At 55.6% G+C, this 20,146-nt stretch carries 18 protein-coding genes and 1 riboswitch; of the genes, 14 read left to right on the top strand and 4 right to left on the bottom strand.

What is annotated here, in order from left to right; genetic code table 11:
- Window positions 1–19: 19 nt before the first annotated feature.
- Window positions 20–661 (bottom strand): homing endonuclease associated repeat-containing protein, encoded by a 642-nt coding sequence (locus EVJ32_RS03085; protein WP_236634064.1) that lies wholly within the window; start codon window positions 659–661, stop codon window positions 20–22.
- Between the two features lie 451 nt (window positions 662–1,112).
- Here EVJ32_RS03085 and EVJ32_RS03090 point away from each other — a divergent pair, with 451 nt between their 5' ends.
- The 6 genes from EVJ32_RS03090 to EVJ32_RS03115 all read left to right on the top strand — a co-directional run bounded on the left by EVJ32_RS03090 (window position 1,113) and on the right by EVJ32_RS03115 (window position 6,604).
- Complete coding sequence (locus EVJ32_RS03090; RefSeq protein ID WP_131456543.1) at window positions 1,113–1,925, top strand: undecaprenyl-diphosphate phosphatase; 813 nt, start codon at window positions 1,113–1,115, stop codon at window positions 1,923–1,925.
- 92 nt (window positions 1,926–2,017) lie between these two features.
- A riboswitch (FMN riboswitch) is annotated at window positions 2,018–2,160 on the top strand.
- 150 nt (window positions 2,161–2,310) lie between these two features.
- Window positions 2,311–3,393: a bifunctional diaminohydroxyphosphoribosylaminopyrimidine deaminase/5-amino-6-(5-phosphoribosylamino)uracil reductase RibD gene (gene ribD, locus EVJ32_RS03095; RefSeq protein ID WP_131456545.1), complete on the top strand. Its 1,083-nt coding sequence runs from the start codon at window positions 2,311–2,313 to the stop codon at window positions 3,391–3,393.
- A complete protein-coding gene (gene ribE, locus EVJ32_RS03100; RefSeq protein ID WP_070328588.1) occupies window positions 3,374–4,015 on the top strand; it encodes a riboflavin synthase in 642 nt (213 codons plus the stop codon). Before ribD ends, ribE begins: the two co-directional genes overlap by 20 nt.
- The gene (locus EVJ32_RS03105; protein ID WP_070328589.1) at window positions 4,015–5,196 is read left to right on the top strand and encodes a bifunctional 3,4-dihydroxy-2-butanone-4-phosphate synthase/GTP cyclohydrolase II; all 1,182 of its coding nucleotides are present in this window, start codon (window positions 4,015–4,017) and stop codon (window positions 5,194–5,196) included. The genes ribE and EVJ32_RS03105 overlap by 1 nt, the downstream gene beginning before the upstream one ends.
- Window positions 5,196–5,660, top strand: a complete 465-nt coding sequence (gene ribH, locus EVJ32_RS03110; protein WP_070328590.1) for a 6,7-dimethyl-8-ribityllumazine synthase — start codon at window positions 5,196–5,198, stop codon at window positions 5,658–5,660. Before EVJ32_RS03105 ends, ribH begins: the two co-directional genes overlap by 1 nt.
- Before the next feature lie 128 nt (window positions 5,661–5,788).
- Complete coding sequence (locus EVJ32_RS03115) at window positions 5,789–6,604, top strand: ZIP family metal transporter (RefSeq protein WP_131456547.1); 816 nt, start codon at window positions 5,789–5,791, stop codon at window positions 6,602–6,604.
- Window positions 6,605–6,655: 51 nt separating this feature from the next.
- On the opposite strand, the gene pruA is transcribed toward EVJ32_RS03115, so the two are convergent.
- The gene (pruA, locus tag EVJ32_RS03120; RefSeq protein ID WP_131456549.1) at window positions 6,656–8,200 is read right to left on the bottom strand and encodes an L-glutamate gamma-semialdehyde dehydrogenase; all 1,545 of its coding nucleotides are present in this window, start codon (window positions 8,198–8,200) and stop codon (window positions 6,656–6,658) included.
- Window positions 8,201–8,370: 170 nt separating this feature from the next.
- Between pruA and EVJ32_RS03125 the strand changes: the two genes are divergently transcribed.
- The 3 genes from EVJ32_RS03125 to EVJ32_RS03135 all read left to right on the top strand — a co-directional run bounded on the left by EVJ32_RS03125 (window position 8,371) and on the right by EVJ32_RS03135 (window position 11,240).
- Window positions 8,371–9,174, top strand: coding sequence for a hypothetical protein (locus EVJ32_RS03125; protein ID WP_131456551.1), 804 nt, complete (start codon window positions 8,371–8,373; stop codon window positions 9,172–9,174).
- A gap of 12 nt (window positions 9,175–9,186) precedes the next feature.
- Entirely contained in the window at window positions 9,187–9,624 is a 438-nt protein-coding gene (bcp, locus tag EVJ32_RS03130) for a thioredoxin-dependent thiol peroxidase (protein ID WP_071398073.1), read from the top strand.
- 239 nt (window positions 9,625–9,863) lie between these two features.
- Complete coding sequence (locus EVJ32_RS03135; protein ID WP_131456553.1) at window positions 9,864–11,240, top strand: alanine/glycine:cation symporter family protein; 1,377 nt, start codon at window positions 9,864–9,866, stop codon at window positions 11,238–11,240.
- A gap of 37 nt (window positions 11,241–11,277) precedes the next feature.
- Here EVJ32_RS03135 and EVJ32_RS03140 read toward each other — a convergent pair whose 3' ends face one another.
- The gene (locus EVJ32_RS03140) at window positions 11,278–12,981 is read right to left on the bottom strand and encodes a methyl-accepting chemotaxis protein (RefSeq protein WP_131456555.1); all 1,704 of its coding nucleotides are present in this window, start codon (window positions 12,979–12,981) and stop codon (window positions 11,278–11,280) included.
- Between the two features lie 215 nt (window positions 12,982–13,196).
- Between EVJ32_RS03140 and gatC the strand changes: the two genes are divergently transcribed.
- The 5 genes from gatC (at window position 13,197) to rlmD (ending at window position 18,902) form a co-directional block, all read left to right on the top strand.
- Entirely contained in the window at window positions 13,197–13,487 is a 291-nt protein-coding gene (gene gatC / locus EVJ32_RS03145; RefSeq protein WP_016509877.1) for an Asp-tRNA(Asn)/Glu-tRNA(Gln) amidotransferase subunit GatC, read from the top strand.
- Window positions 13,488–13,498: 11 nt separating this feature from the next.
- Window positions 13,499–14,941 carry an Asp-tRNA(Asn)/Glu-tRNA(Gln) amidotransferase subunit GatA gene (gatA, locus tag EVJ32_RS03150; protein WP_131456557.1) on the top strand — a complete coding sequence of 481 codons (1,443 nt, stop codon included), beginning with the start codon at window positions 13,499–13,501 and terminating at the stop codon, window positions 14,939–14,941.
- A 12-nt stretch (window positions 14,942–14,953) separates the two neighbouring features.
- On the top strand, window positions 14,954–16,384 hold the full coding sequence (gene gatB / locus EVJ32_RS03155) for an Asp-tRNA(Asn)/Glu-tRNA(Gln) amidotransferase subunit GatB (protein ID WP_131456559.1): 1,431 nt from the start codon (window positions 14,954–14,956) through the stop codon (window positions 16,382–16,384).
- A gap of 62 nt (window positions 16,385–16,446) precedes the next feature.
- Window positions 16,447–17,448, top strand: a complete 1,002-nt coding sequence (locus EVJ32_RS03160) for a diacylglycerol kinase (RefSeq protein WP_070328599.1) — start codon at window positions 16,447–16,449, stop codon at window positions 17,446–17,448.
- A 95-nt stretch (window positions 17,449–17,543) separates the two neighbouring features.
- On the top strand, window positions 17,544–18,902 hold the full coding sequence (gene rlmD, locus EVJ32_RS03165) for a 23S rRNA (uracil(1939)-C(5))-methyltransferase RlmD (RefSeq protein ID WP_131456561.1): 1,359 nt from the start codon (window positions 17,544–17,546) through the stop codon (window positions 18,900–18,902).
- 138 nt (window positions 18,903–19,040) lie between these two features.
- On the opposite strand, the gene EVJ32_RS03170 is transcribed toward rlmD, so the two are convergent.
- Complete coding sequence (locus EVJ32_RS03170) at window positions 19,041–20,000, bottom strand: DUF5692 family protein (RefSeq protein WP_131456563.1); 960 nt, start codon at window positions 19,998–20,000, stop codon at window positions 19,041–19,043.
- Window positions 20,001–20,146 lie beyond the last annotated feature (146 nt).

A 20,146-nucleotide genomic window follows, 5' to 3' on the forward strand; every position in this document is an offset into this window, starting at 1 on the left:
CTCCTTTTTGAATGAATGATTATGATTTCTGGCTGAATATATCGGACTCGACCGCATGGATGGCAGCGGACCAAGACCCGTAACGATGCAAGATCGCTTTCGTAGATGGCTTGTTGTTGCGTTTTGCCCATTCTCGGTACGCCTCGAATGAAAGAGAGAAGCCCATCTCATGAATCGCTTCTCGAAGAGCGTTCGACAACTCTGACTTCGAGTAAGTCACGCTCGCCTCAAGACCGGCTTCGGCGCAGGCATCATGCCACGAACCGAACGTCTTGACGATGTGGTAATGGCTCGGTGCTTTCGGGTGTAGTTTCCGCCATTCTTGATACTTCTTCAGCGTGATGATCGAACCCATGTCCCGTGAATAGAGGGCAAGCGTCTCGACGATATCGTCGCGTGTATATTTTGGCATTTTATCGGGTAAATCAACGGCGATTTCCCCATGCCATTCATAGCCGGCGATGGCGAGTGCCTCGGCCCATGATCCGAACTGTCGAATGATCGATTCGGGAGACGGCCAGTTTTGCTCCATCGCGAAGCGACGATAGACAGAGCGACGAGGACGTTCCTTTAATAAATCCCCGAGCAAACGAATACAGTGAATCATGCGTTGCTGTTCGGTTGATAAATGATGAGTATTAGTGGATAGCGTTTGACTCAATGATGGTTCCTCCTTCCATGGACTCATATCTGAACCGACAATGATGACGAAAGTGCTTCTACAATCATACTATCGGATAGTTTTTACGATTTATAAGCGCTTTTGTAAGTTTTTTATGTTAAAAATGGGACTCGGTAGGTATAAAGTTGGATAAAAGATTTAAAAAAAAGGTAACAGGCATATTACAAATTTAATATTATATGGATTCATTTGTAAACAAAAAGTTTTATTTTTGGTAAATTATATGAGTTCCATACGAAAATGTACCCAACTGGACAATGGGGTCATCGCCGTTGTCCAGTTGAGTACCCTTCTATAATAAATTTAATTTTCAGACTAATCAATAAAATTTTTCAAAATATACGAAAAAATTTTAAATGGTGGTCAATGAAACCGTGGTTCTGCTAAAATATCCGCATTGAGCGAATTTGAGAAAAGAGGATATTATGATATGACAATATGGTTATTTTACTTGCTGCTTGGTCTCGTCCAAGGGTTCACGGAACCGATCCCGATCTCGTCGAGCGGTCATTTGGTCATCTTCCAAGAGTTATTCAATATCGAATTACCGGGGCTGTCGTTCGAGATTTTCGTCAACTTTGCGTCGCTCCTCGCCGTCTTGACGATTTATCGCCAAGACGTCGTCCGGCTCGTCGTCAGTCTGTGGACGTTCTTATTTAAGAAAGACCGCAGCGAGGATACGATGATCGACGTCAAGTTCATCGGTCTCTTGCTCGTCGCGACCGTACCGGCCGGCGTGCTCGGCGTGTTATTCGGCGATTGGATCGGTGAGACGCTCAGCGGCGTCGCAACGGTCGGCTATACGTTGATCTTGACCGGGGTCGCACTTTGGTTCATCCGCAACATGCGCGGGAGTAAAGGTGACGGCGGTATCACGTTACGTGACGCCATCTTGATCGGTCTCGCCCAAGCGGTCGCGCTTATCCCAGGGATCAGCCGCTCGGGTGCCACGATCGTCATGGCGATGTTGCTCGGCATTAAACAAGAGTCGGCGCTCCGATTCTCGTTCTTCTTGTTCATCCCGGTCAGTCTCGGGACGATGATCTTGGACGGGCCGGTATTGTTCACCGATCCGACGACGCGCGATCTGTTCGGTCCGCTCGTCTTGGCGTTCATCGCCTCGTACGCGCTGACGGCCATCTCGCTCAAATGGTTCCAGCACATCATGGCGAAGGGTGAGCTCAAGTACTTCTCGTTCTATTGCTGGATCGTCGGTTTGCTCGTCGTCTTATTCTTGGCTTGATTGGAAGCGCTGCTCATCGGAGTGGCGCTTTTTTTGCGCTTTTATTTTTGCCTTCGATTCTTTTTTGCGCTAAAGTAAAGGAGTACAAACAAATATTCCTTCGGGGTCGGGTGCAATTCCCAACCGGCGGTGATGGGCGCAAGCCTTAAGTCCGTGACCCGGGCGCACGTGTGCGAACGGTGGATCTAGTGCGATTCTAGAGCCGACAGTATAGTCTGGATGGGAGAAGGAAAAAAGACAGGTCCTCGTGACCTGCGCTTCGTCGTACGTTTTTCTGTAAAGAAAACGTTTATTTGGCTCGACCAATGACGACTGAGACCTCCCGCCGAGACCCTAAGGACATCCTTAGGGTCTTTTTGTCTGTACGAAACAAGGAGGGAGAACGATGCAACAGTACATGCAACAAGCAATCCAATTGGCCAAGTCCGCTGCCGGACAGACCGGTGTGAACCCGCTCGTCGGGGCCGTTGTCGTCAAAGACGGTCGCGTCGTCGGATTCGGTGCCCATTTGAAGGCCGGTGAACCGCACGCCGAAGTGCACGCCATTCGCATGGCCGGTGCGTCCGCATACGGTGCGACGATTTATGTCACGCTCGAGCCGTGCTCGCACTACGGGAAGACGCCGCCGTGTGCCGACTTGATCGTCGAGTCGGGCATCAAGCGCGCCGTCATCGCGATGGAAGACCCGAACCCGCTCGTCGCAGGGAAAGGTGTCGCCCGTTTGAAGGCGGCCGGGATCGACGTCGAAGTCGGTCTGCTCGAAGCCGAGGCCCGTGCGCTCAATCCGGCGTTCCTACGTTCGCTTGAGACGAAACGGCCGTACGTCGTATTGAAGACGGCGACGAGCCTAGACGGGAAAGTCGCGCTCGACACGGGTGAGAGCCAGTGGGTGACCGGGACTGAAGCGAGACGTGACGTCCACGAACTACGGGCGACGGTCGATGCCGTCTTGACTGGAATCGGGACCGTGCTCGCCGACGACCCGGCCTTGACCGTCCGGCTCGACATGCCGACACGTCAGCCGCTTCGGGTCGTCCTCGACCGCGAGCTCCGCTTACCGCTCTCGAGTCAGCTCGTCCGGAGCGCGAAAGACGTGCCGGTGCTCGTCTATACGCTGTCCGATGATGAAGTGAAACGGACCGAGCTCGCTCAAAACGGTGTCGAGCTTGCCGACTATTCGACACTCGACAACGTCCTTCGTGACTTGCATGGTCGCGGCGTCGGCCGTTTGCTCATCGAGGCGGGACCGACGCTCGTGACGTCACTCTTTGACGGCCGATACGTCGACGAATGGGTCATGTATCAGTCACCGCGCGTGTTCGGTGGGAACCGAGGCGTCTATCGCTCGAGCCAAGCCGGACCGTTAGATGCGATCGAGCGCTTCGCGATCGGCTCGGTCGAGACGGTCGGTACCGACATCAAGCTCGTCATGAGAAAGGGGGAGTCCGATGTTCACGGGAATCGTTGAAGAAATCGGCAGTGTGAAAGCCGTGAAGCGGAACGGGCCGTCGCTACGGCTCACGCTCGCGGGCAAGATCGTGTTAGAAGACGTGAAGCTCGGCGACAGCATCTCGGTGAACGGGATTTGCCTGACCGTGACGGCGTTTGATCAAACGAGTTTTGCCGTCGACGTCATGCCGGAGACGCTCAAAGCGTCAAGTCTAGACGGGGTCCGCCCTGGAACGGACGTCAACCTCGAGCGGGCGATGCCGGCGAACGGTCGCTTTGGCGGTCACTTCGTCTCGGGACACGTCGACGGGGTCGGTCGCATCGTCAAGAAGCGTCCGCTCGCGAACGCGGTCTACATCGATATTAGTTGCGAGCCGTCGTTGCTCCGTTTCATCGTCCCTAAAGGTTCGATCTCGGTCGACGGGACGAGCTTGACGGTGTATGAGGTCACTGAACGCGGCTTCACGCTGTCGCTCATCCCGCATACGTACAGTGAGACGGTGCTCGGGATGAAGCAGGCTGGGGATAAGGTCAATTTGGAATGCGATATGTTGGCTAAATATATGGAAAAGCTAGTGAATCAAAAAGACATGACGCTCGAATCACTTGCGTCGATGGGATACGGAAAGGCGGGATGGTGATGTTTCACACAATCGAACAAGCAATCGAAGATTTGAAAATGGGGCGTCCGATCATCGTCGTCGATGACGAGGACCGGGAGAACGAAGGTGACTTCGTCGTCCTCGCCGATAAGATGACGGCCGAGACGATGAACTTCCTCATCACGGAAGGGAAAGGGCTCGTCTGTGCCGCCCTGGCGGAAGAAGTCGCCGTCCGGCTCGACTTGTCGCCGATGGTCGACAACAGCACCGATCCACACGGGACGGCGTTCACCGTCAGTGTCGACCATGTCGACTCGACGACGGGCATCTCGGCGAGCGAACGGGCCCACACGGTCCGCGAGCTGGCCAATGCGAACGCGCGTCCGGCCGATTTTCAACGGCCGGGACACATCTTCCCGCTCATCGCGAAAAAAGGCGGCGTCTCGGTGCGGCGCGGCCACACCGAAGCGTCGGTCGATTTGGCCCGACTGTCAGGGAGTGAGCCGGTCGCCGTCATTTGCGAAATCATCCGTGAAGACGGCGAGATGGCTCGAGTACCGGACCTGGTCCACGTCGCGGAACGGCACGATTTGAAATTCATCACGATCGAGGAGCTCGTCCGCTATATGGAGACGGACCTCGTCGAACGAGAGGCGGACGTCAATCTCCCCTCGGCAAAAGGGACGTTTCGCCTGATCGGTTATCGAAACGTCCTTGACCGCGAAGAGCACGTCGCGCTCATCAAAGGCGAACTTGAACATGCGCCGCTCGTCCGCATCCATTCGGAATGTCTGACCGGTGACGTGTTCGGCTCTTACCGCTGCGACTGCGGTCCGCAACTTGATGCGTCACTCGCTAAAATTGAAGAAGAGGGCGGCGTCGTGCTCTACATGCGCCAAGAAGGGCGCGGCATCGGCTTACTGAATAAATTGAAGGCGTATGAACTGCAGGAGCAAGGGCTCGACACGGTCGAGGCGAACGTCGCGCTCGGGTTGCATACCGACTTGCGTGACTACCGGGTGAGCGCGGGCATGCTGCGTGACCTCGGCGTCACGAACGTGCGGCTCATGACGAACAACCCAGAGAAAGTCGATGCCTTGGAGGCGTGCGGCATCACCGTCGTCGAACGCGTCCCGATCATCGTCGGGGAGCACGCCGAGAATGAACGCTATCGCTTGACGAAACAACAAAAAATGAATCATTTTGGAGGAGAAGAATAATGTTGCATACATTTGAAGGTAACTTGGTTGGTAAAGGCTTGAAAATCGGGATCGTCGTCGGACGGTTCAACGATTTGATCACGATGCGCTTGCTCGACGGGGCGAAGGATGCGTTGAAGCGCCACGGCATCGAGCAAGACGACGTCGAGATCGCGTTCGTCCCGGGCGCGTTCGAACTTCCACTCGTCGCTAAAAAAATGGCGATGAGCAAGAAGTATGACGCCGTCATCACGCTCGGCGCAGTCATCCGTGGGGCGACGCCGCACTTCGACTACGTCTGCAGCGAAGCGGCGAAAGGTGTCGCCCAAGCGAGCTACCAGTCGGAAGTGCCGGTCATCTTCGGTGTCTTGACGACCGAGACGATCGAACAAGCGATCGAGCGGGCCGGCACGAAAGCCGGGAACAAAGGCTGGGAAGCAGCGACGGCGGCGATCGAGATGGCGAACTTGATGCGCACATTTTAAGTAGGACTATAACGGAGGAGAGCGACGTCGCTCTCCTCTTTTTTGATTGTTCAAATTGAGATTAGCGACGCGGGGACGACGGGAAAAGAATAGGGTGCGCATACAAAGCTTAAGGGGAGGCGATGGCGATGTGGGACGGGGTGGCTCAACTGAGTCCGGCCATGCAAGCCTTGCTCGGGACGTTGTTCACATGGGGCATGACGGCGCTCGGGGCGGCTGTCGTGTTCACGACGAAATCGATCAATCAACGGCTGATGGACGGGATGCTCGGATTTGCCGGCGGGGTGATGATTGCCGCCAGTTTTTGGTCGTTGCTCGCGCCGGCGATCGAGATGGCAGGACAGGACGCTTGGCCGGCCTGGTTGCCGGCCACAGTCGGCTTTTTATTGGGCGGATTCTTTTTATGGGGCATCGATCAACTGATTCCGCACTTGCACCCGACTTCCCCGCTCAGTGAGGCGGAAGGAATCGGCCCGTTCAAACGAAAGCGCAGCACGTTGCTCGTCTTAGCGATCACGTTGCACAACATACCGGAAGGACTAGCGATCGGGGTCGCGTTCGGGGCGGTCGCGGCTGACTTTCCATCGGCCTCGTTGACGGGTGCCATCGCCCTCGCGATCGGGATCGGGATTCAAAACTTTCCAGAAGGCGTGGCGGTGGCGCTGCCGTTAAGGCGGGACGGGATGTCACGACGAAAGAGTTTTTTCTACGGACAGCTGTCGGCCGTCGTCGAGCCGGTCGCCGCCTTATTCGGCGTTTGGGCGGTGTTTGTCATGGAGCCGCTACTGCCGTTCGCATTGAGCTTTGCCGCCGGGGCCATGATTTTTGTCGTCGTCGAAGAAGTCATCCCGGGGTCGCAAGAGAATGGCCATAAGGACTTGGCATCGATCGCCTTGATGCTTGGATTTACCGTCATGATGATTTTAGACGTGGCGTTAGGGTGAGGCCGACACAGAAAAAAGGCACGACGGGCTGTCCCGTCGTGCCTCCCTGGATTAAAACGTCTCTGACGTCGTTTTCGCTTGCATGTGGAGCTGGATGTAATCCGGCCCGCCTGCTTTTGAATCGGTCCCTGACATGTTGAAGCCGCCGAACGGCTGATAGCCGACGATGGCGCCTGTGCAACCACGGTTGAAGTACAAGTTGCCGACGTGGAAGTTTTGGCGTGCGTATTCTTGGTTCGAGCGGTCACGCGTCAGCACCGCGCCCGTCAAGCCGTACTCGGTGTTGTTGGCGATGTCGATCGCTTCTTTGAAGTCTTTCGCTTTCGTGAAGGCGACGATCGGCCCGAAGATCTCTTCTTGCATGAGACGTGCTTTCGGTGCGACGTCGGCGACGACCGTCGGCTCGACGAAGTAGCCGGTCGAGTCGTCCGCTTTACCGCCCGTGACGATGCGTCCTTCTTCTTTCGCGACGTCGAAGTATGACGTGACCTTCTTGAACGCGGCCGCATCGATGACCGGTCCCATGAAGTGTTCGTTCTGCTCGGTGTTTCCGACTGACAGTTCGTTCGTCAATTCGACGACGCGGTCGAGCACCGTGTCATACACGCTGTCGACGATGATGGCGCGTGAACAAGCTGAACATTTTTGTCCCGAGAAGCCGAACGACGATTTGACGATCGACTGGGCCGCGAGTTCGAGGTCCGCTGATTCGTCGACGACGATCGTGTCTTTTCCGCCCATCTCGGCGATGACGCGTTTGAGCCAGATTTGGCCATCGTTCAACTTCGAGGCACGCTCGTTGATGCGGAGACCCACGTCGCGTGAACCAGTGAAGCTGATGAAGCGCGTCTTCGGATGGTCGACGAGGTAGTCGCCGACTTCAGCGCCCGGTCCCGGGATGAAGTTGAGGACGCCTTTCGGGAGACCCGCTTCTTCCATGACCTCAACGAATTTCGCCGCGATGATCGGTGTCGTCGAAGCTGGCTTCAAGAGGATCGTGTTACCGGCGACGATGGCCGCGACGGCCGTCCCTGCCATGATCGCGAACGGGAAGTTCCATGGGCTGATAATGATCCCGACCCCGAGTGGGATGTAGTCATAGCGGTTGTACTCGCCCGGGCGACTCTCGACTTTCTTACCAGGTTTGAGTTCGAGCATTTGACGCGCATAGTACTCCATGAAGTCGATCGCTTCCGCCGTGTCCGCGTCCGCTTCATTCCAAGGCTTGCCCGCTTCTTTGACGAGGTAGGCCGAGAACTCGTGCTTCCGTTTACGGACGATGTTCGCCGCTTTGAACAAGACGTCGGCACGGACAGACGGGTCGACGTGACGCCACGTGTCGAACGCTTTGAGCGCTTCTTGCATCGCACGTTCCGCGAGTTCTTGGTTCGCTTTCGAGACGTGTCCGATGACTTCGTCTTTATTGGCCGGGTTGTAAGACGTGATCTTACCTTCCGTCGTCACTTTTTCCCCACCGATCACGAGCGGATAGTCCTGACCAAGCTCCCCGTTCACTTTCTCGATCGCCGCTTGAATCAAGGCAGCGTTCTCTTTGTTTGTAAAGTCTGTGAATGGTTCATGTTTGTATGGAATCATTCTCGTTCCCCCTTAAAGTGATTATGCAGTTAAGCGCTTACGTCTGTATTGTATCGGAATTCTTCATGAAATCCTAGTGAAACAATTTTCCGGAAAAGCGTGTCGTTTCCGCTCTAAATTCAGTCGTGGTAGGATGGTGAAAAGAGATTGATCGAGGAAGGAATGATTGGATGAGAAAATGGATGTTGCCGCTGGCGCTCACACTCATGCTCGGCGCTTGCGGGAATGAAGAGGCAGCACCGGTCGAAGAGACGAAACGACCGCTCCCGGACGAGGTCGAGACAGTGTATGAATCGTATCAACAAGCGCTCCGTGACGGAGACGCCGAGGCGCTCGCGGACATCGACTACGCTGCTGCCCGGACCGACATCCCGGCGACAGGTGCCGTGACGCGTGACCTGACGCCAGGTGACATCGTCGAGAGTTGGGTGAACGAGGACGAGGACGTCGCCTATATCGTCCATGAGATGGAGGATGGTGACGGGAACGAACTGCCGAACCGGCTCGCCAAAGTCGCGATCAAGGAAGGCGACGATTGGTCGCTCGTCGTCACACCAGCCTTGGTCCCGGCTGACGTGATCGGTGAGGTCGGGGAGTTGTTGACGGGGATTGAAGCGAGCGAGTACGGGGTGAACGCTGAAGCGAACGCCCGTCTCGCCGACGTGCCGGAAGATGAGGCCGGACCGATTTACGACCGGGTCAACGCCCAGACGGACTATGTCGCGCTCGAGGCGGACAATAACGTTTTCCTGCTCATGTCAGAGACGCTCACCGTCCCGGAAAACCAAGCGATCATGACCGATTACTTTAAAGCGTACCAGACGTGGTATATCGATAACGAGGCCGCGCTCCGCGATGCGGCCGCGATGGAAGACCCGGTCGACTATCTCGAAGTGCTCGACCCGCTCAAACAAAAACTAGAACAAGCGATCGACGGATATGACGAACAGCTCGTCGACCCGTCGTTCGGATAAGGAGGAAATCAGATGCTAGCACCAACATTTACACTACCGAACCAAAACGGGGACATGGTCGCACTCGAAGACTATCGCGGCCAGAAAGTCGTCCTCTATTTTTACCCGAGAGACGCGACGCCGGGCTGTACGACCGAGGCGTGCGATTTCCGTGACGCCGCACCGAAGATGAGCGGGGCCGTCGTCATCGGCATCTCGGCCGACAGCCAGAAGAAGCATCAAAACTTTATCGAGAAGAACGATTTGCCGTTCGACTTGCTCGTCGACGACACGCATGAAGTGTCAGAGCTATACGGCGTCTGGCAGCTGAAGAAGAATTACGGCAAGGAGTATTACGGCATCGTCCGCTCGACGTTCCTCATCAACGAGGACGGCTATATCGAAGAGGAGTGGCGCAGTGTCAAAGTGAACGGTCACGTCGACGAAGTCGTCGCGGCGCTCGCCAAATAAGCAAGACCCAGCCGATTTCCTGATAGAGGAAGTCGGTTTTTTGCTGAATTGAATCGTTACATTTTTATTTCAAATACTAAAGTCGGAAACAGGATAAAACCGAGTGTTGAACAGATATATTACAAAAACATTACGCGGAATCGGTATGATTTCACCCCGCGTCAACTTGACGAAGTTGAGAATGTTCTGAAAAATATAAACCAGTAGTCAAGCGAATACATACATAGGGGGAACATCACGTGAAGCAGTTTGAAAGTTGGGTGACGAGTCTATCGAACCTCGTCTGGGGACCACACTTGCTCATACTATTGATCGGGACGGGCATCTTCTTGACGTTCCGGCTCGGATTCATCCAAGTGACACGGCTCGGGTTCGGCTTGAAAGAAGCGTTCATCCCGAAAAAGCAGAGTGGGGCGGAAGCCGAAAAACGAAAACGGCAACGTGGGGACATCTCCCACTTCCAAGCGCTCATGACGGCGCTCGCGGCGACGGTCGGTACCGGCAACATGGTCGGGGTCGCGACCGCGATCGTCCTCGGAGGACCGGGTGCGATCGTCTGGATGTGGCTGAGTGGCTTCATCGGCATGGCGACAAAATACGCCGAGGCGATCCTTGCCGTCAAGTATCGTACCGTCGATGAACGGGGCGAGGTTGCCGGCGGCCCGATGTACTATTTAGAACACGGGCTTAAAAAACGTTGGCTCGGCATGACGTTCGCCTTGTTCGCCTCGATCGCCGCGTTCGGCATCGGCAATGGCGTCCAGACGAACTCGATCAGTTTAGCGCTGAACACGTCGTTCGGTGTCCCGATGGTCGCGACCGGTATCATCATGATGGTCCTGACGAGGTTCGTCATCCTCGGTGGCGTCAAATCGATCGGGAAAGTCGTCGGGATTTTCGTCCCGGTCATGATTTTCGCTTACGTCGGGGCCGGGCTCGCCATTTTAGTCATGAACTTCGACTTGATCCCGTCCGCACTCGCGACGATCTTCTCGAGTACGTTCAGTGCCGAAGCAATCGGCGGCGGGGCGCTCGGTGCCGCGATCCGTTACGGGGTCGCGCGCGGCGTATTCTCGAACGAGGCTGGTCTCGGCTCAGCACCAATTGCGGCCGCGGCCGCGAAGACAGATTTCCCGGGACGGCAAGCGCTCATCTCGATGACACAAGTGTTGATCGACACGCTCATCGTCTGTTCGATCACCGGGCTGACGATCGTCATGGGCGGTCAGTATACGGAAGGGCTGCAAGGCATCGAGCTGACGCAAGCGTCGTTTGCTTACTTCCTCGGCCCGATCGGTGAACTCATCGTCACGATCTCGCTCGTCTTCTTCGCCTTCTCGACCGTGATCGGCTGGTGTTATTACGGGGAACGATCGGTCCATTACCTGCTCGGGGAGCGGGCGATCGTCCCGTACCGGATGGTGTACATTGTCGTCGCCGGACTCGGTGCGATGACGACGAACTTGAACTTGATTTGGGCCGTCTCCGACGTCTTCAACGGTCTGATGGCGATTCCGAACTTGATTGGGCTCTTGTTCTTGTCGGGTGTTGTCGTCGCCGAGACGAAGCGGTTCGAACTTGAGATACGGAAAGAGCGGCAACAGTCGGCCGCATGACAAAAGGACGCATTCCCGAGGGAGTGCGTCCTTTTGTTTACACTTTGAACTGGCCGATCAACTCGCTCAACTCGTCCATCTTCCGTTGCGACGCTTCGGTGACACGGTTCAACTCACTGAACCGGTCGACCGACAGCGTCACTTTCTCGGCGATGTCTTGCGTACCGAGCGCCCCGTTATTGACCGTCACGGCGACGTCTTGAATGACGCCGATCATACCGGACGTCAATTGTTCGAGTTCGATGGCCGCTTCGGCGAATTCAGAGGCTGTCGCCTCAAAGCGCCCGGCGTCTTCGCTGTAGCGTTCGGCCGCGTCTTCGAGCTGGTCGTAATCTTTCAATACGTTCGTATCGAGGAAACCGAGCATCTCGCTCGACGTCTCGTTCAAATGGTCGACCGAATGGAGCACGGTCGTCGAGATCGCTTGGATCCGTTCGACGGTCGTCCGGCTCGTCTCGGCGAGTTTACGGATCTCGTCGGCGACGACGGCGAACCCGCGTCCCGCCTCACCGGCCCGTGCCGCTTCGATCGAGGCGTTGAGCGATAACAGGTTCGTCTGCGCCGCGATGTCTAAAATATCGTTCGTGAGCGTCGCGATCTCGCGAACGGCTTTGGCGTCATGCATGGCCCGTTCGAGATTGTGCCGTGTCGAGGACAAGACGTCGATCGCTGACGCCTTCGCTTCGATGGCGTGGCTGCGGAGCGCCATGGCCCGGGCATCGACTTGCTCCGCCTCGACTTTTCGTTCGGCCGCCATCGTTACAATCTGATGGAGCGTCCGTTCCATATCCGACGCGGAGGCGTTCATTTCCTGGGCGCTCGCCGCGGTCTGTTGCATGCCGGCCGTCAAGTCCTCGGTCGTTGCGGCGGTCGTCGTCATATACGTATTAAGCGCTTTCAATTCGTCGTACATGCGAGTGGATTGCTCGGTCACCCCGCGTGAGACGCCGTTCACTTGCAAAATGAGCTGGCGCAGGTTGGCGATGAATTGGTTGAAGTCGCGCGCGAGCCCGGAGAACTCATCACGTCGCTTCACCGGGATCGACGTCGTCAAATCGCCTTGGCTCGTGGCGAGTTCGCGCATTTTCACTTTGAACTCGTTCAATGGTTCGAAAATCGAGCGGAAGATGAACACCATCATGAGTACGGTGAAGACGATGGCGGCGATCATGATGACGATGAGCGTGAGTTGGACTTGTGCAAACAACGCTTCACCAGCCTCGGTGTCAGAACGAATCCCATCACGGTTCAAGTTGACGAGGAGACCGAGCGTATTCGATAACGCGTCGACGCTCGGCGTGGCCGTGTCTCGGATGTAGGAGTCGGCCGCGGCTTGTCCTTCTTCATTCGAGATACGAATCAATTCCTCAATGTTTGACTGGAACGTCGTCCATTGTGCCGTCGCCTGATCGAACAGTTCACGGTCGGTCTTGTTGATGATCGTCGACTCATAGCCGGTCATCTGTTGTTTTAAAATCGTGACGCCCGTCTCAATGCTGAGCTCGACATTTTGCTTTGTCACCTCGTCCTCGACTAGAGCGTGGCGCATCATATGCTGACGAATCTCTAGCAACTGCTTGTCGATTTGATGAATTTGGTCCATGCCGGGCACCCAAGAGACGTTCATGTCTTGTTGGGCTGCCTTCGAGGCGTTCAACGCATAGAATGAATAGCCGCTCACACCGAGTAATAAGACTAACAGGACGGTGAAGGCGACGATCAATTTGTTACGGATTGACATAGTGATCCCCCTCAGAAAATGTTTGCTACTCTCTTAGCATAATGAGAATTGCCCGTGTACCGTAGAGCTGTTTTTTGAAACGAGTCAATATTCTAGCGCGATTCCCTAACTTTCAAAAAATGGTCATCTTTGACCGGATTGGATTTTCTTTTTTGTCTTATGGAAAAGTGGTATGATAATGAACGATGTATTGAAAACTGTTGGAGGTGGAACCTTTGGCTCGAATCACTGAAGCTGAAGTTCGGCACGTTGCCGGACTCGCCCGACTTGCGATCACGGAAGATGAAGTGACGCACTTCACGGAGCAATTGACAAAAATCCTCGAGTTCGCCGAGCAACTCGATGAACTCGATACAACGGGCGTCATCCCGACGACCCATGCCCTAGATTTGAAAAACGTAATGCGCAAAGATGAGGTCCGCCCGTCACTTCCTCGCGAGGAAGTCGAACGGATGGCGCCTGATTGGGAGAACGGTCAAGTCCGCGTCCCAGCCGTCTTTGAGTAAGGAGGCCCTTCATGACACTATTCGATCACGGTGTAGCCAAGCTACATACCTTATTAAAAGAAGGTGAGGTCACGGTAACGGACCTCGTCAAAGAATCATTTGACCGCATCGAGGCGACCGATGACAAAATCGGTGCTTTTCTCACGTTGAACGAGGACGCGTTCGAGCAAGCGAAACGGATAGACGACCTCGCCAAGACAGCGGACAACCCGCTCTTCGGGTTGCCGATCGGCGTCAAAGACAACATCGTCACGAAAGGGACACGCACGACGTGTGCCTCGAAGTTCCTTGAGAACTTCGTCCCGGCCCATGACGCGACGGTCGTCGAGCGTCTTCACGACGCCGGTGCCGTCACGATCGGGAAGTTGAACATGGACGAGTTCGCGATGGGTTCATCGAACGAGAACTCGGCGTTCAAAGTCGTCCGTAACCCGTGGGACACGACGCGCGTACCAGGCGGCTCGTCAGGCGGTTCGGCCGCGACGGTCGCAGCCGGACAAGTACTGTTCAGCCTCGGTTCGGATACGGGTGGCTCGATTCGCCAACCGGCGGCCTACTGTGGCGTCGTCGGGATGAAACCGACGTACGGCCTCGTCTCACGTTACGGCCTCGTCGCCTTCGCCTCGTCACTCGACCAGATCGGTCCGCTGACGCGCTCGGTCGAAGACAACGCCTATTTGTTGAACGTCATCTCAGGTCATTGCGACATGGACTCGACATCGGCGACAGTCGACCTTCCGGACTATACGACATCACTTCATGGCGACATTAAAGGCATGAAGTTCGCCCTGCCGCAAGAGTTCATGGCAGAAGGTGTATCAGACGGTGTCCGCAAACAGATCGAACAAGCGGTCGAGACGCTCAAGTCGCTCGGTGCGACCGTTGAGACGGTATCGCTCCCGACCGTGAAATACGCGCTCCCGACTTACTACTTACTCGCTTCATCTGAGGCGTCTTCGAACCTCGCCCGTTTCGACGGCATCCGTTACGGACGTCGCGCCGAGGCCGATGCGCTCGAAGAAGTGTTCACGTATTCACGCGAGCAAGGGTTCGGCGAAGAAGTGAAACGCCGCATCATGCTCGGGACGTACGCGTTAAGCTCAGGTTATTACGATGCGTTCTACAAGAAGTCACAACAGGTGCGTACACTCATGAAGCAAGACTTCGCGCGCGTGTTCGAGAACTATGACGCGATCATCGGACCGACGGCGCCGACGACGGCGTTCAAGCTCGGCGAACAACTCGAAGATCCGCTCACAATGTACGCCAACGACATTATGACAATCCCGGTCAACTTGGCTGGCGTACCAGCCATCTCGGTGCCGGCCGGTCTCTCAGACGGCCTCCCGGTCGGTCTACAGATCATCGGGAACCACTTCAGCGAACCAACACTCTACCGCGTGGCCCATGCTTTTGAACAAGCAAACGGCGGTTTCAAAATGCCACAGCTCTAAGGAGGACGTACGATGAACTTTGAAACGATCATCGGGATCGAGGTGCACGCCGAGCTGAGCACGAAGTCGAAGATTTGGTGTGGCTGCTCGCGCACGTACGGTGCCGAAACGAATACGCAAACGTGTCCGATCTGTCTCGGACACCCGGGCGTTTTGCCGAAATTGAACGAAGAGGCGGTCAACCTCGCCATCAAGGCCGCGATGGCACTCAACTGTGAAATCGCGACCGATACGAAGTTCGACCGCAAGAACTACTTCTATCCGGATACGCCGAAAGCGTACCAGATCTCGCAGTTCGACCAACCGATCGGCTTTAACGGCCACGTCGACGTCGAAGTCGATGGCGAGATGAAACGGTTCCGCATCGAGCGGGTCCATCTCGAGGAAGATGCTGGGAAGATGAACCATACGGGCGAGAAACATTCGGTCGTCGACTTCAACCGGACCGGCTCACCACTCATCGAGATCGTCAGTGAGGCCGACATGCGGTCACCGAAAGACGCGGTCGCTTACCTCGAACGCTTGAAAGAAGTGCTCTCGTTCGCGGGCGTCTCGGACGTCAAGATGGAAGAAGGGTCGCTTCGTTGCGACTGTAACATCTCGGTCCGTCCGTTCGGCCAAGAGCCGTTCGGCACGAAGACGGAGCTCAAAAACTTGAACTCGTTCTCGAACGTCTTGAAGGCGCTCGATTATGAGGAAGAGCGTCATCGTAAACTCCTCATCATGGGCGGCGTCATGCGTCAAGAGACGCTCCGTTTCGATGAGGCGGCGAAGAAGACGATCCTCATGCGTGTCAAGGAAGGGGCGGCCGATTACCGCTACTTCCCAGAGCCGGACCTCGTCCGTCTCGAGATCGACGAGGAGTGGAAGGAACGCATTCGCAAGACGCTTCCGGAACTTCCGGTCGAACGTCGCGAACGTTACATGAACAACTATGGCCTGTCGGCTTATGACGCCAAGGCGCTCACGTCGACGCGCGAGTTCTCGGACTTCTTTGAAGCGACGACAGCGGCCGGTGCCGAACCGAAAGCTGCCGCGAACTGGCTCATGGGCGAAGTGCTCGGCCACTTGAACAAGTCGAACGAGACGGTCGAAACGATGAAGTTGACGCCGAGCTCGCTCGCGGAGTTGATTCGTTTGATCGGAGAAGGTACAATTTCTTCGAAGATCGCTAAACGCGTGTTCACGGCCATGATCGAGGAAGGCGCCGAACCGAAGGCGTACGTCGAAGCGAACGGTCTCGCCCAAATTTCGGACGAGAACTTGCTGCGCGGCTACATCCTCGACTTGTTCGAAGCGCATCCGCAGATGATCGAAGACTTTAAGAACGGGAAAGACCGTGCCAAAGGCTTCATCATCGGGCAGATCATGAAGCAGACGAAAGGGATGGCGAACCCGGCGCTCCTCGATGGCTTGTTCCACGAAGAGATCGCGAAACGTTAAGCAGCAGCGAGGCACTTGTGTCTCGCTTTTCGCTCGAAATGAGCATAGGGGAGAGAAACGATATGCAACGAAAACGCGCACGGGTCATCTATAACCCGACATCTGGAAAAGAAGTGATCAAACGGGAGCTCCCGTATATCTTGAACCGCCTCGAGGATGCGGGTTATGAGACGTCGACGTACGCGACGAAAGCGATCGGTGACGCGACGCTCGAAGCCGAGCGGGCCGCGGCGGCCGAGTTCGACTTGATCGTCGCGGCCGGCGGGGACGGGACGTTGAACGAGGTCATCTCGGGACTCGCTCCGCTCGATGAGCGTCCGACGATCGGGCTCATCCCGGTCGGAACGACGAACGATTTCGCCCGGGCGATGCGGATTCCTTTGAGCGTCGTCGGCGCCCTCGACGTCATCTGTGACGGTTTTGAGATGCCGGTCGACCTCGGGGAGATCGAAGGCGAGGCGGGAGACATCCATTACTTCATCAATATCGCCGGCGGCGGCATCATGACCGAGCTGTCGTACGAAGTGCCGTCGAAGTTGAAGACGGCGCTCGGCCAGCTCGCCTATTACGTCAAAGGGATGGAGAAGCTGCCGCTCATCAAACCGACGTATATCGAGCTTGAGCATGACGAAGGGACGTTCAGCGGGGAAGTGATGATCTTCCTCACGTCGAACTCGAACTCGGTCGGCGGCTTCGAGAAGATCTCGCCGCACGCGTCACTCAATGACGGCTTGTTTGACTTGTTCATCTTACGGAAATGTAACTTGTTCGAGTTCATCCACGTCGTCCGCTTGTTGCTCCGGGGTGAGCACTTGTCGAGCCCGCTCGTCGAGCACGTCAAGACGGGCCACGTCAAGATGAAGACGACGACGGAGCGGATGAGTCTCAACATCGACGGCGAGTACGGCGGCGAATGCACGGGTGAGATGCGGAACTTGTTCCGCCACTTGACGGTGCTCGCACCGAACGCGCGCATCCGCGAGATGGAAGAGTTGAACGCTCAGTACGAACGCGAACAGATGATCAAGCAATTGTTCAACGTGTCGAATGAGAAAGCAGAATAAGTCGGCTCGGCGTGGCGCTCACGCCGAGCTTTTCATTGGCCTCTGAACGGGTAATGAACCAATACGTACTTCTCGAATCGGGAAAGGAGAGACTCATGCTACCAGTAACTAAAAACGACCGTCTCGACGTCCACATCCATGACCTCACACACGAGGGGGCAGGCGTGGCACGCGTCGACGGTTATACGTTGTTCGTGCCGAACGCGCTCCCGGGTGAGACGGTCGAGATCGTCGTGACGAAGACGAACAAACAGTACGGCTTCGCCCGGCTGATCGAAGTGAAACAAGCGAGCGCGGACCGGGTTGAACCGCCGTGCCCGATCTTTTATCAATGTGGGGGCTGTCAGCTCCAACACTTCAGCTATGAGGGACAACTTCGCCAAAAACGGGACCGCGTCGTCGAGGCGCTCCAGCGGCTCGGCCAGTTTGACGTCCCGGTCCACGAGACGATCGGGATGCCGGAACCGTGGCGTTACCGCAACAAGGCGCAAGTGCCGTTCAAGCAAGAAGGAGATCGTCTCGTCGCCGGGTTCTACCGCCCACGCTCGCACGACATCGTCGAGATGAAGGAATGTCTCATCCAAGACGAGCGGAACGATGAGGCCGTCCAAGTCGTCCGCGACGTGCTCGCGGCGCACGGTGTGCCGGCGTATGACGAGAAGACAGGACGCGGCGTCATCCGCCACGTCATGGCCCGTTACGGGTACCATTCCGGTGAATTGATGATCGTCCTCATCACGAAGACGACAAAAATCAAAGGGGTCAATGAGATCGTCGCCGACATCTTGAAACGTCTTCCGGACGTGACGTCGATCATGCAAAACGTCAACCCGGACAAGACGAACGTCATCTTAGGGGCGACGAATAAACTCTTATACGGGCACGAGACGATCGAGGACAAGATCGGCGGACTGACGTTCACGATTTCCCCGCATTCGTTCTTCCAAGTCAACCCGGTCCAGACGGAGAAGCTGTACGGCAAGGCGCTCGAATATGCGCAGTTGACCGGCACGGAACAAGTCGTCGACGCCTATTGCGGTATCGGCACGATCAGCCTGTTCCTCGCCCGAAAAGCAGCGCACGTCTACGGTGTCGAAGTCGTACCGGAAGCGATCGAGGACGCGAAACAGAACGCGCTCGTCAACGAGATCGATAACGTGACGTACGCCTGTGGCGCGGCCGAAGATGTCCTTCCGAAGTGGAAGCAAGACGGCATCGATCCGGACGTCATCGTCGTCGACCCGCCGCGCAAAGGCTGTGCCGAGTCGTTCCTCGAGACGATGGTCGAGATGGCACCGAAGCGGATCGTCTACGTATCGTGTAACGTCGCGACGCAAGCGCGCGATATGCGTTATCTCGCCGACCGCGGTTACGAATTAGTCGAAGTGACACCGGTCGACATGTTCCCGCATACGGCGCATGTGGAGACGGTGGCGTGGATGGAGAAAATATAAAAAAATCCTTAGATTAGCCGTTTTAAGACGGTTAGTCTAAGGATTTTTTTGATAGTCACTGTGCTACCGATTCAAGAGTGGTGAGCACGTTTGGATCGGGATGAACATGAGGGATGATTACGATTGATTGATTTTCGCTTACAACGCTTTACCGATCGCGGTTTCTCGTCCAGGAACTGCATCTTCACGCAACGCGTTGATTTCTTTGTATTCGTTCGTATCTTTCCACAACTCGTCTTTCAACGGATTGAGTTTGTATTTGACGATGCGCGTCACTTGCCAGACGGCGAGGACGACGTTTAATGCAAGACTGAGCAGCGCGATCGTCCAGTTCGCTGCCGGATTATACGACACGCTCACGTTGAACGTGCTGCCGACGGCGAAGAAGTAAGGGAACGTCATGACCCACATCATCCAAAACGTGAGTGTTTGGGCGCGGTTTTGCATCCACGTCCCTTTCGCCCAAAGGAGGACAGGAACCGTCGCGGCGATGTTCAAGGCAAAGCCTGAATAGAATGCATTGCCTGGTGCACATGAATAGACGTAGGCGATATTCCAGATGCCGTAAGCAACAATCCAAAGCTTCGTCTGATCTGGCCAGAGCATGTCTTTTTTCTTGCCGGATGTCGCGAAGATGCCGACCCAACCACAGATGAGTAGCAAGTTCAGGATCCCGGCAACGGCGTTCACGTAGTTCCAACCACCCGAGATGTAATTCATCCCGTCGACCATGCCTTCAAACCCCATAATGCCGACTTGGAATTCTCGAACGACGGCCTCGGCGATATTGAGGGCCAAGATACCCGGCACGAGTATCAAATACCATGGATGTTTTTTGTGATAATCGGTGAAGCGGATGACCATGTAAATCAAGCTTCCGGCGAGAGCGGAATACACTTTCACCCAGTGAAACCATGACGTGATTTCAGGGTCGGCGGTGAAGAACCAAATCGGGGTCAACACGACCGGGACCGCCATGAACATGAGAATGCTGGCTTTTTTGCTAGACCGGACGATTTCATTTAATCCGATCAACAAGCCGAATACAACGAACCACATGACGACATTGTACCAAGGAATGGATTCAAAGAAGAACATACGATAACGCCCCTTTCATTTCTAAAGTATTGGTGACGAAACAACAATAAAAAATATAAGATCGACAAACATACCGAACGTTCGTTATGTTTATGTGAAAAGTGTAACAAACTATTGGAAACGTTGTCAATGATGTTCGGGACGTC

Source organism: Exiguobacterium sp. SH5S4 (genome assembly GCF_004337045.1).
Taxonomy (GTDB): domain Bacteria; phylum Bacillota; class Bacilli; order Exiguobacteriales; family Exiguobacteriaceae; genus Exiguobacterium; species Exiguobacterium aurantiacum_A.

What these genes read in the sequence shown, in the direction of transcription:
- EVJ32_RS03115 (WP_131456547.1), top strand. Translation starts at nt 5,789, where the DNA reads ATGTGGGACGGGGTGGCTCAACTGAGTCCGGCCATGCAAGCCTTGCTC.
- EVJ32_RS03090 (WP_131456543.1), top strand. Translation starts at nt 1,113, where the DNA reads ATGACAATATGGTTATTTTACTTGCTGCTTGGTCTCGTCCAAGGGTTC.
- ribD (WP_131456545.1), top strand. Translation starts at nt 2,311, where the DNA reads ATGCAACAGTACATGCAACAAGCAATCCAATTGGCCAAGTCCGCTGCC.
- ribH (WP_070328590.1), top strand. Translation starts at nt 5,196, where the DNA reads ATGTTGCATACATTTGAAGGTAACTTGGTTGGTAAAGGCTTGAAAATC.
- ribE (WP_070328588.1), top strand. Translation starts at nt 3,374, where the DNA reads ATGTTCACGGGAATCGTTGAAGAAATCGGCAGTGTGAAAGCCGTGAAG.
- rlmD (WP_131456561.1), top strand. Translation starts at nt 17,544, where the DNA reads ATGCTACCAGTAACTAAAAACGACCGTCTCGACGTCCACATCCATGAC.
- pruA (WP_131456549.1), bottom strand. Translation starts at nt 8,200, where the DNA reads ATGATTCCATACAAACATGAACCATTCACAGACTTTACAAACAAAGAG.
- gatA (WP_131456557.1), top strand. Translation starts at nt 13,499, where the DNA reads ATGACACTATTCGATCACGGTGTAGCCAAGCTACATACCTTATTAAAA.
- EVJ32_RS03105 (WP_070328589.1), top strand. Translation starts at nt 4,015, where the DNA reads ATGTTTCACACAATCGAACAAGCAATCGAAGATTTGAAAATGGGGCGT.
- EVJ32_RS03125 (WP_131456551.1), top strand. Translation starts at nt 8,371, where the DNA reads ATGAGAAAATGGATGTTGCCGCTGGCGCTCACACTCATGCTCGGCGCT.
- bcp (WP_071398073.1), top strand. Translation starts at nt 9,187, where the DNA reads ATGCTAGCACCAACATTTACACTACCGAACCAAAACGGGGACATGGTC.
- gatB (WP_131456559.1), top strand. Translation starts at nt 14,954, where the DNA reads ATGAACTTTGAAACGATCATCGGGATCGAGGTGCACGCCGAGCTGAGC.
- EVJ32_RS03170 (WP_131456563.1), bottom strand. Translation starts at nt 20,000, where the DNA reads ATGTTCTTCTTTGAATCCATTCCTTGGTACAATGTCGTCATGTGGTTC.
- EVJ32_RS03140 (WP_131456555.1), bottom strand. Translation starts at nt 12,981, where the DNA reads ATGTCAATCCGTAACAAATTGATCGTCGCCTTCACCGTCCTGTTAGTC.
- EVJ32_RS03160 (WP_070328599.1), top strand. Translation starts at nt 16,447, where the DNA reads ATGCAACGAAAACGCGCACGGGTCATCTATAACCCGACATCTGGAAAA.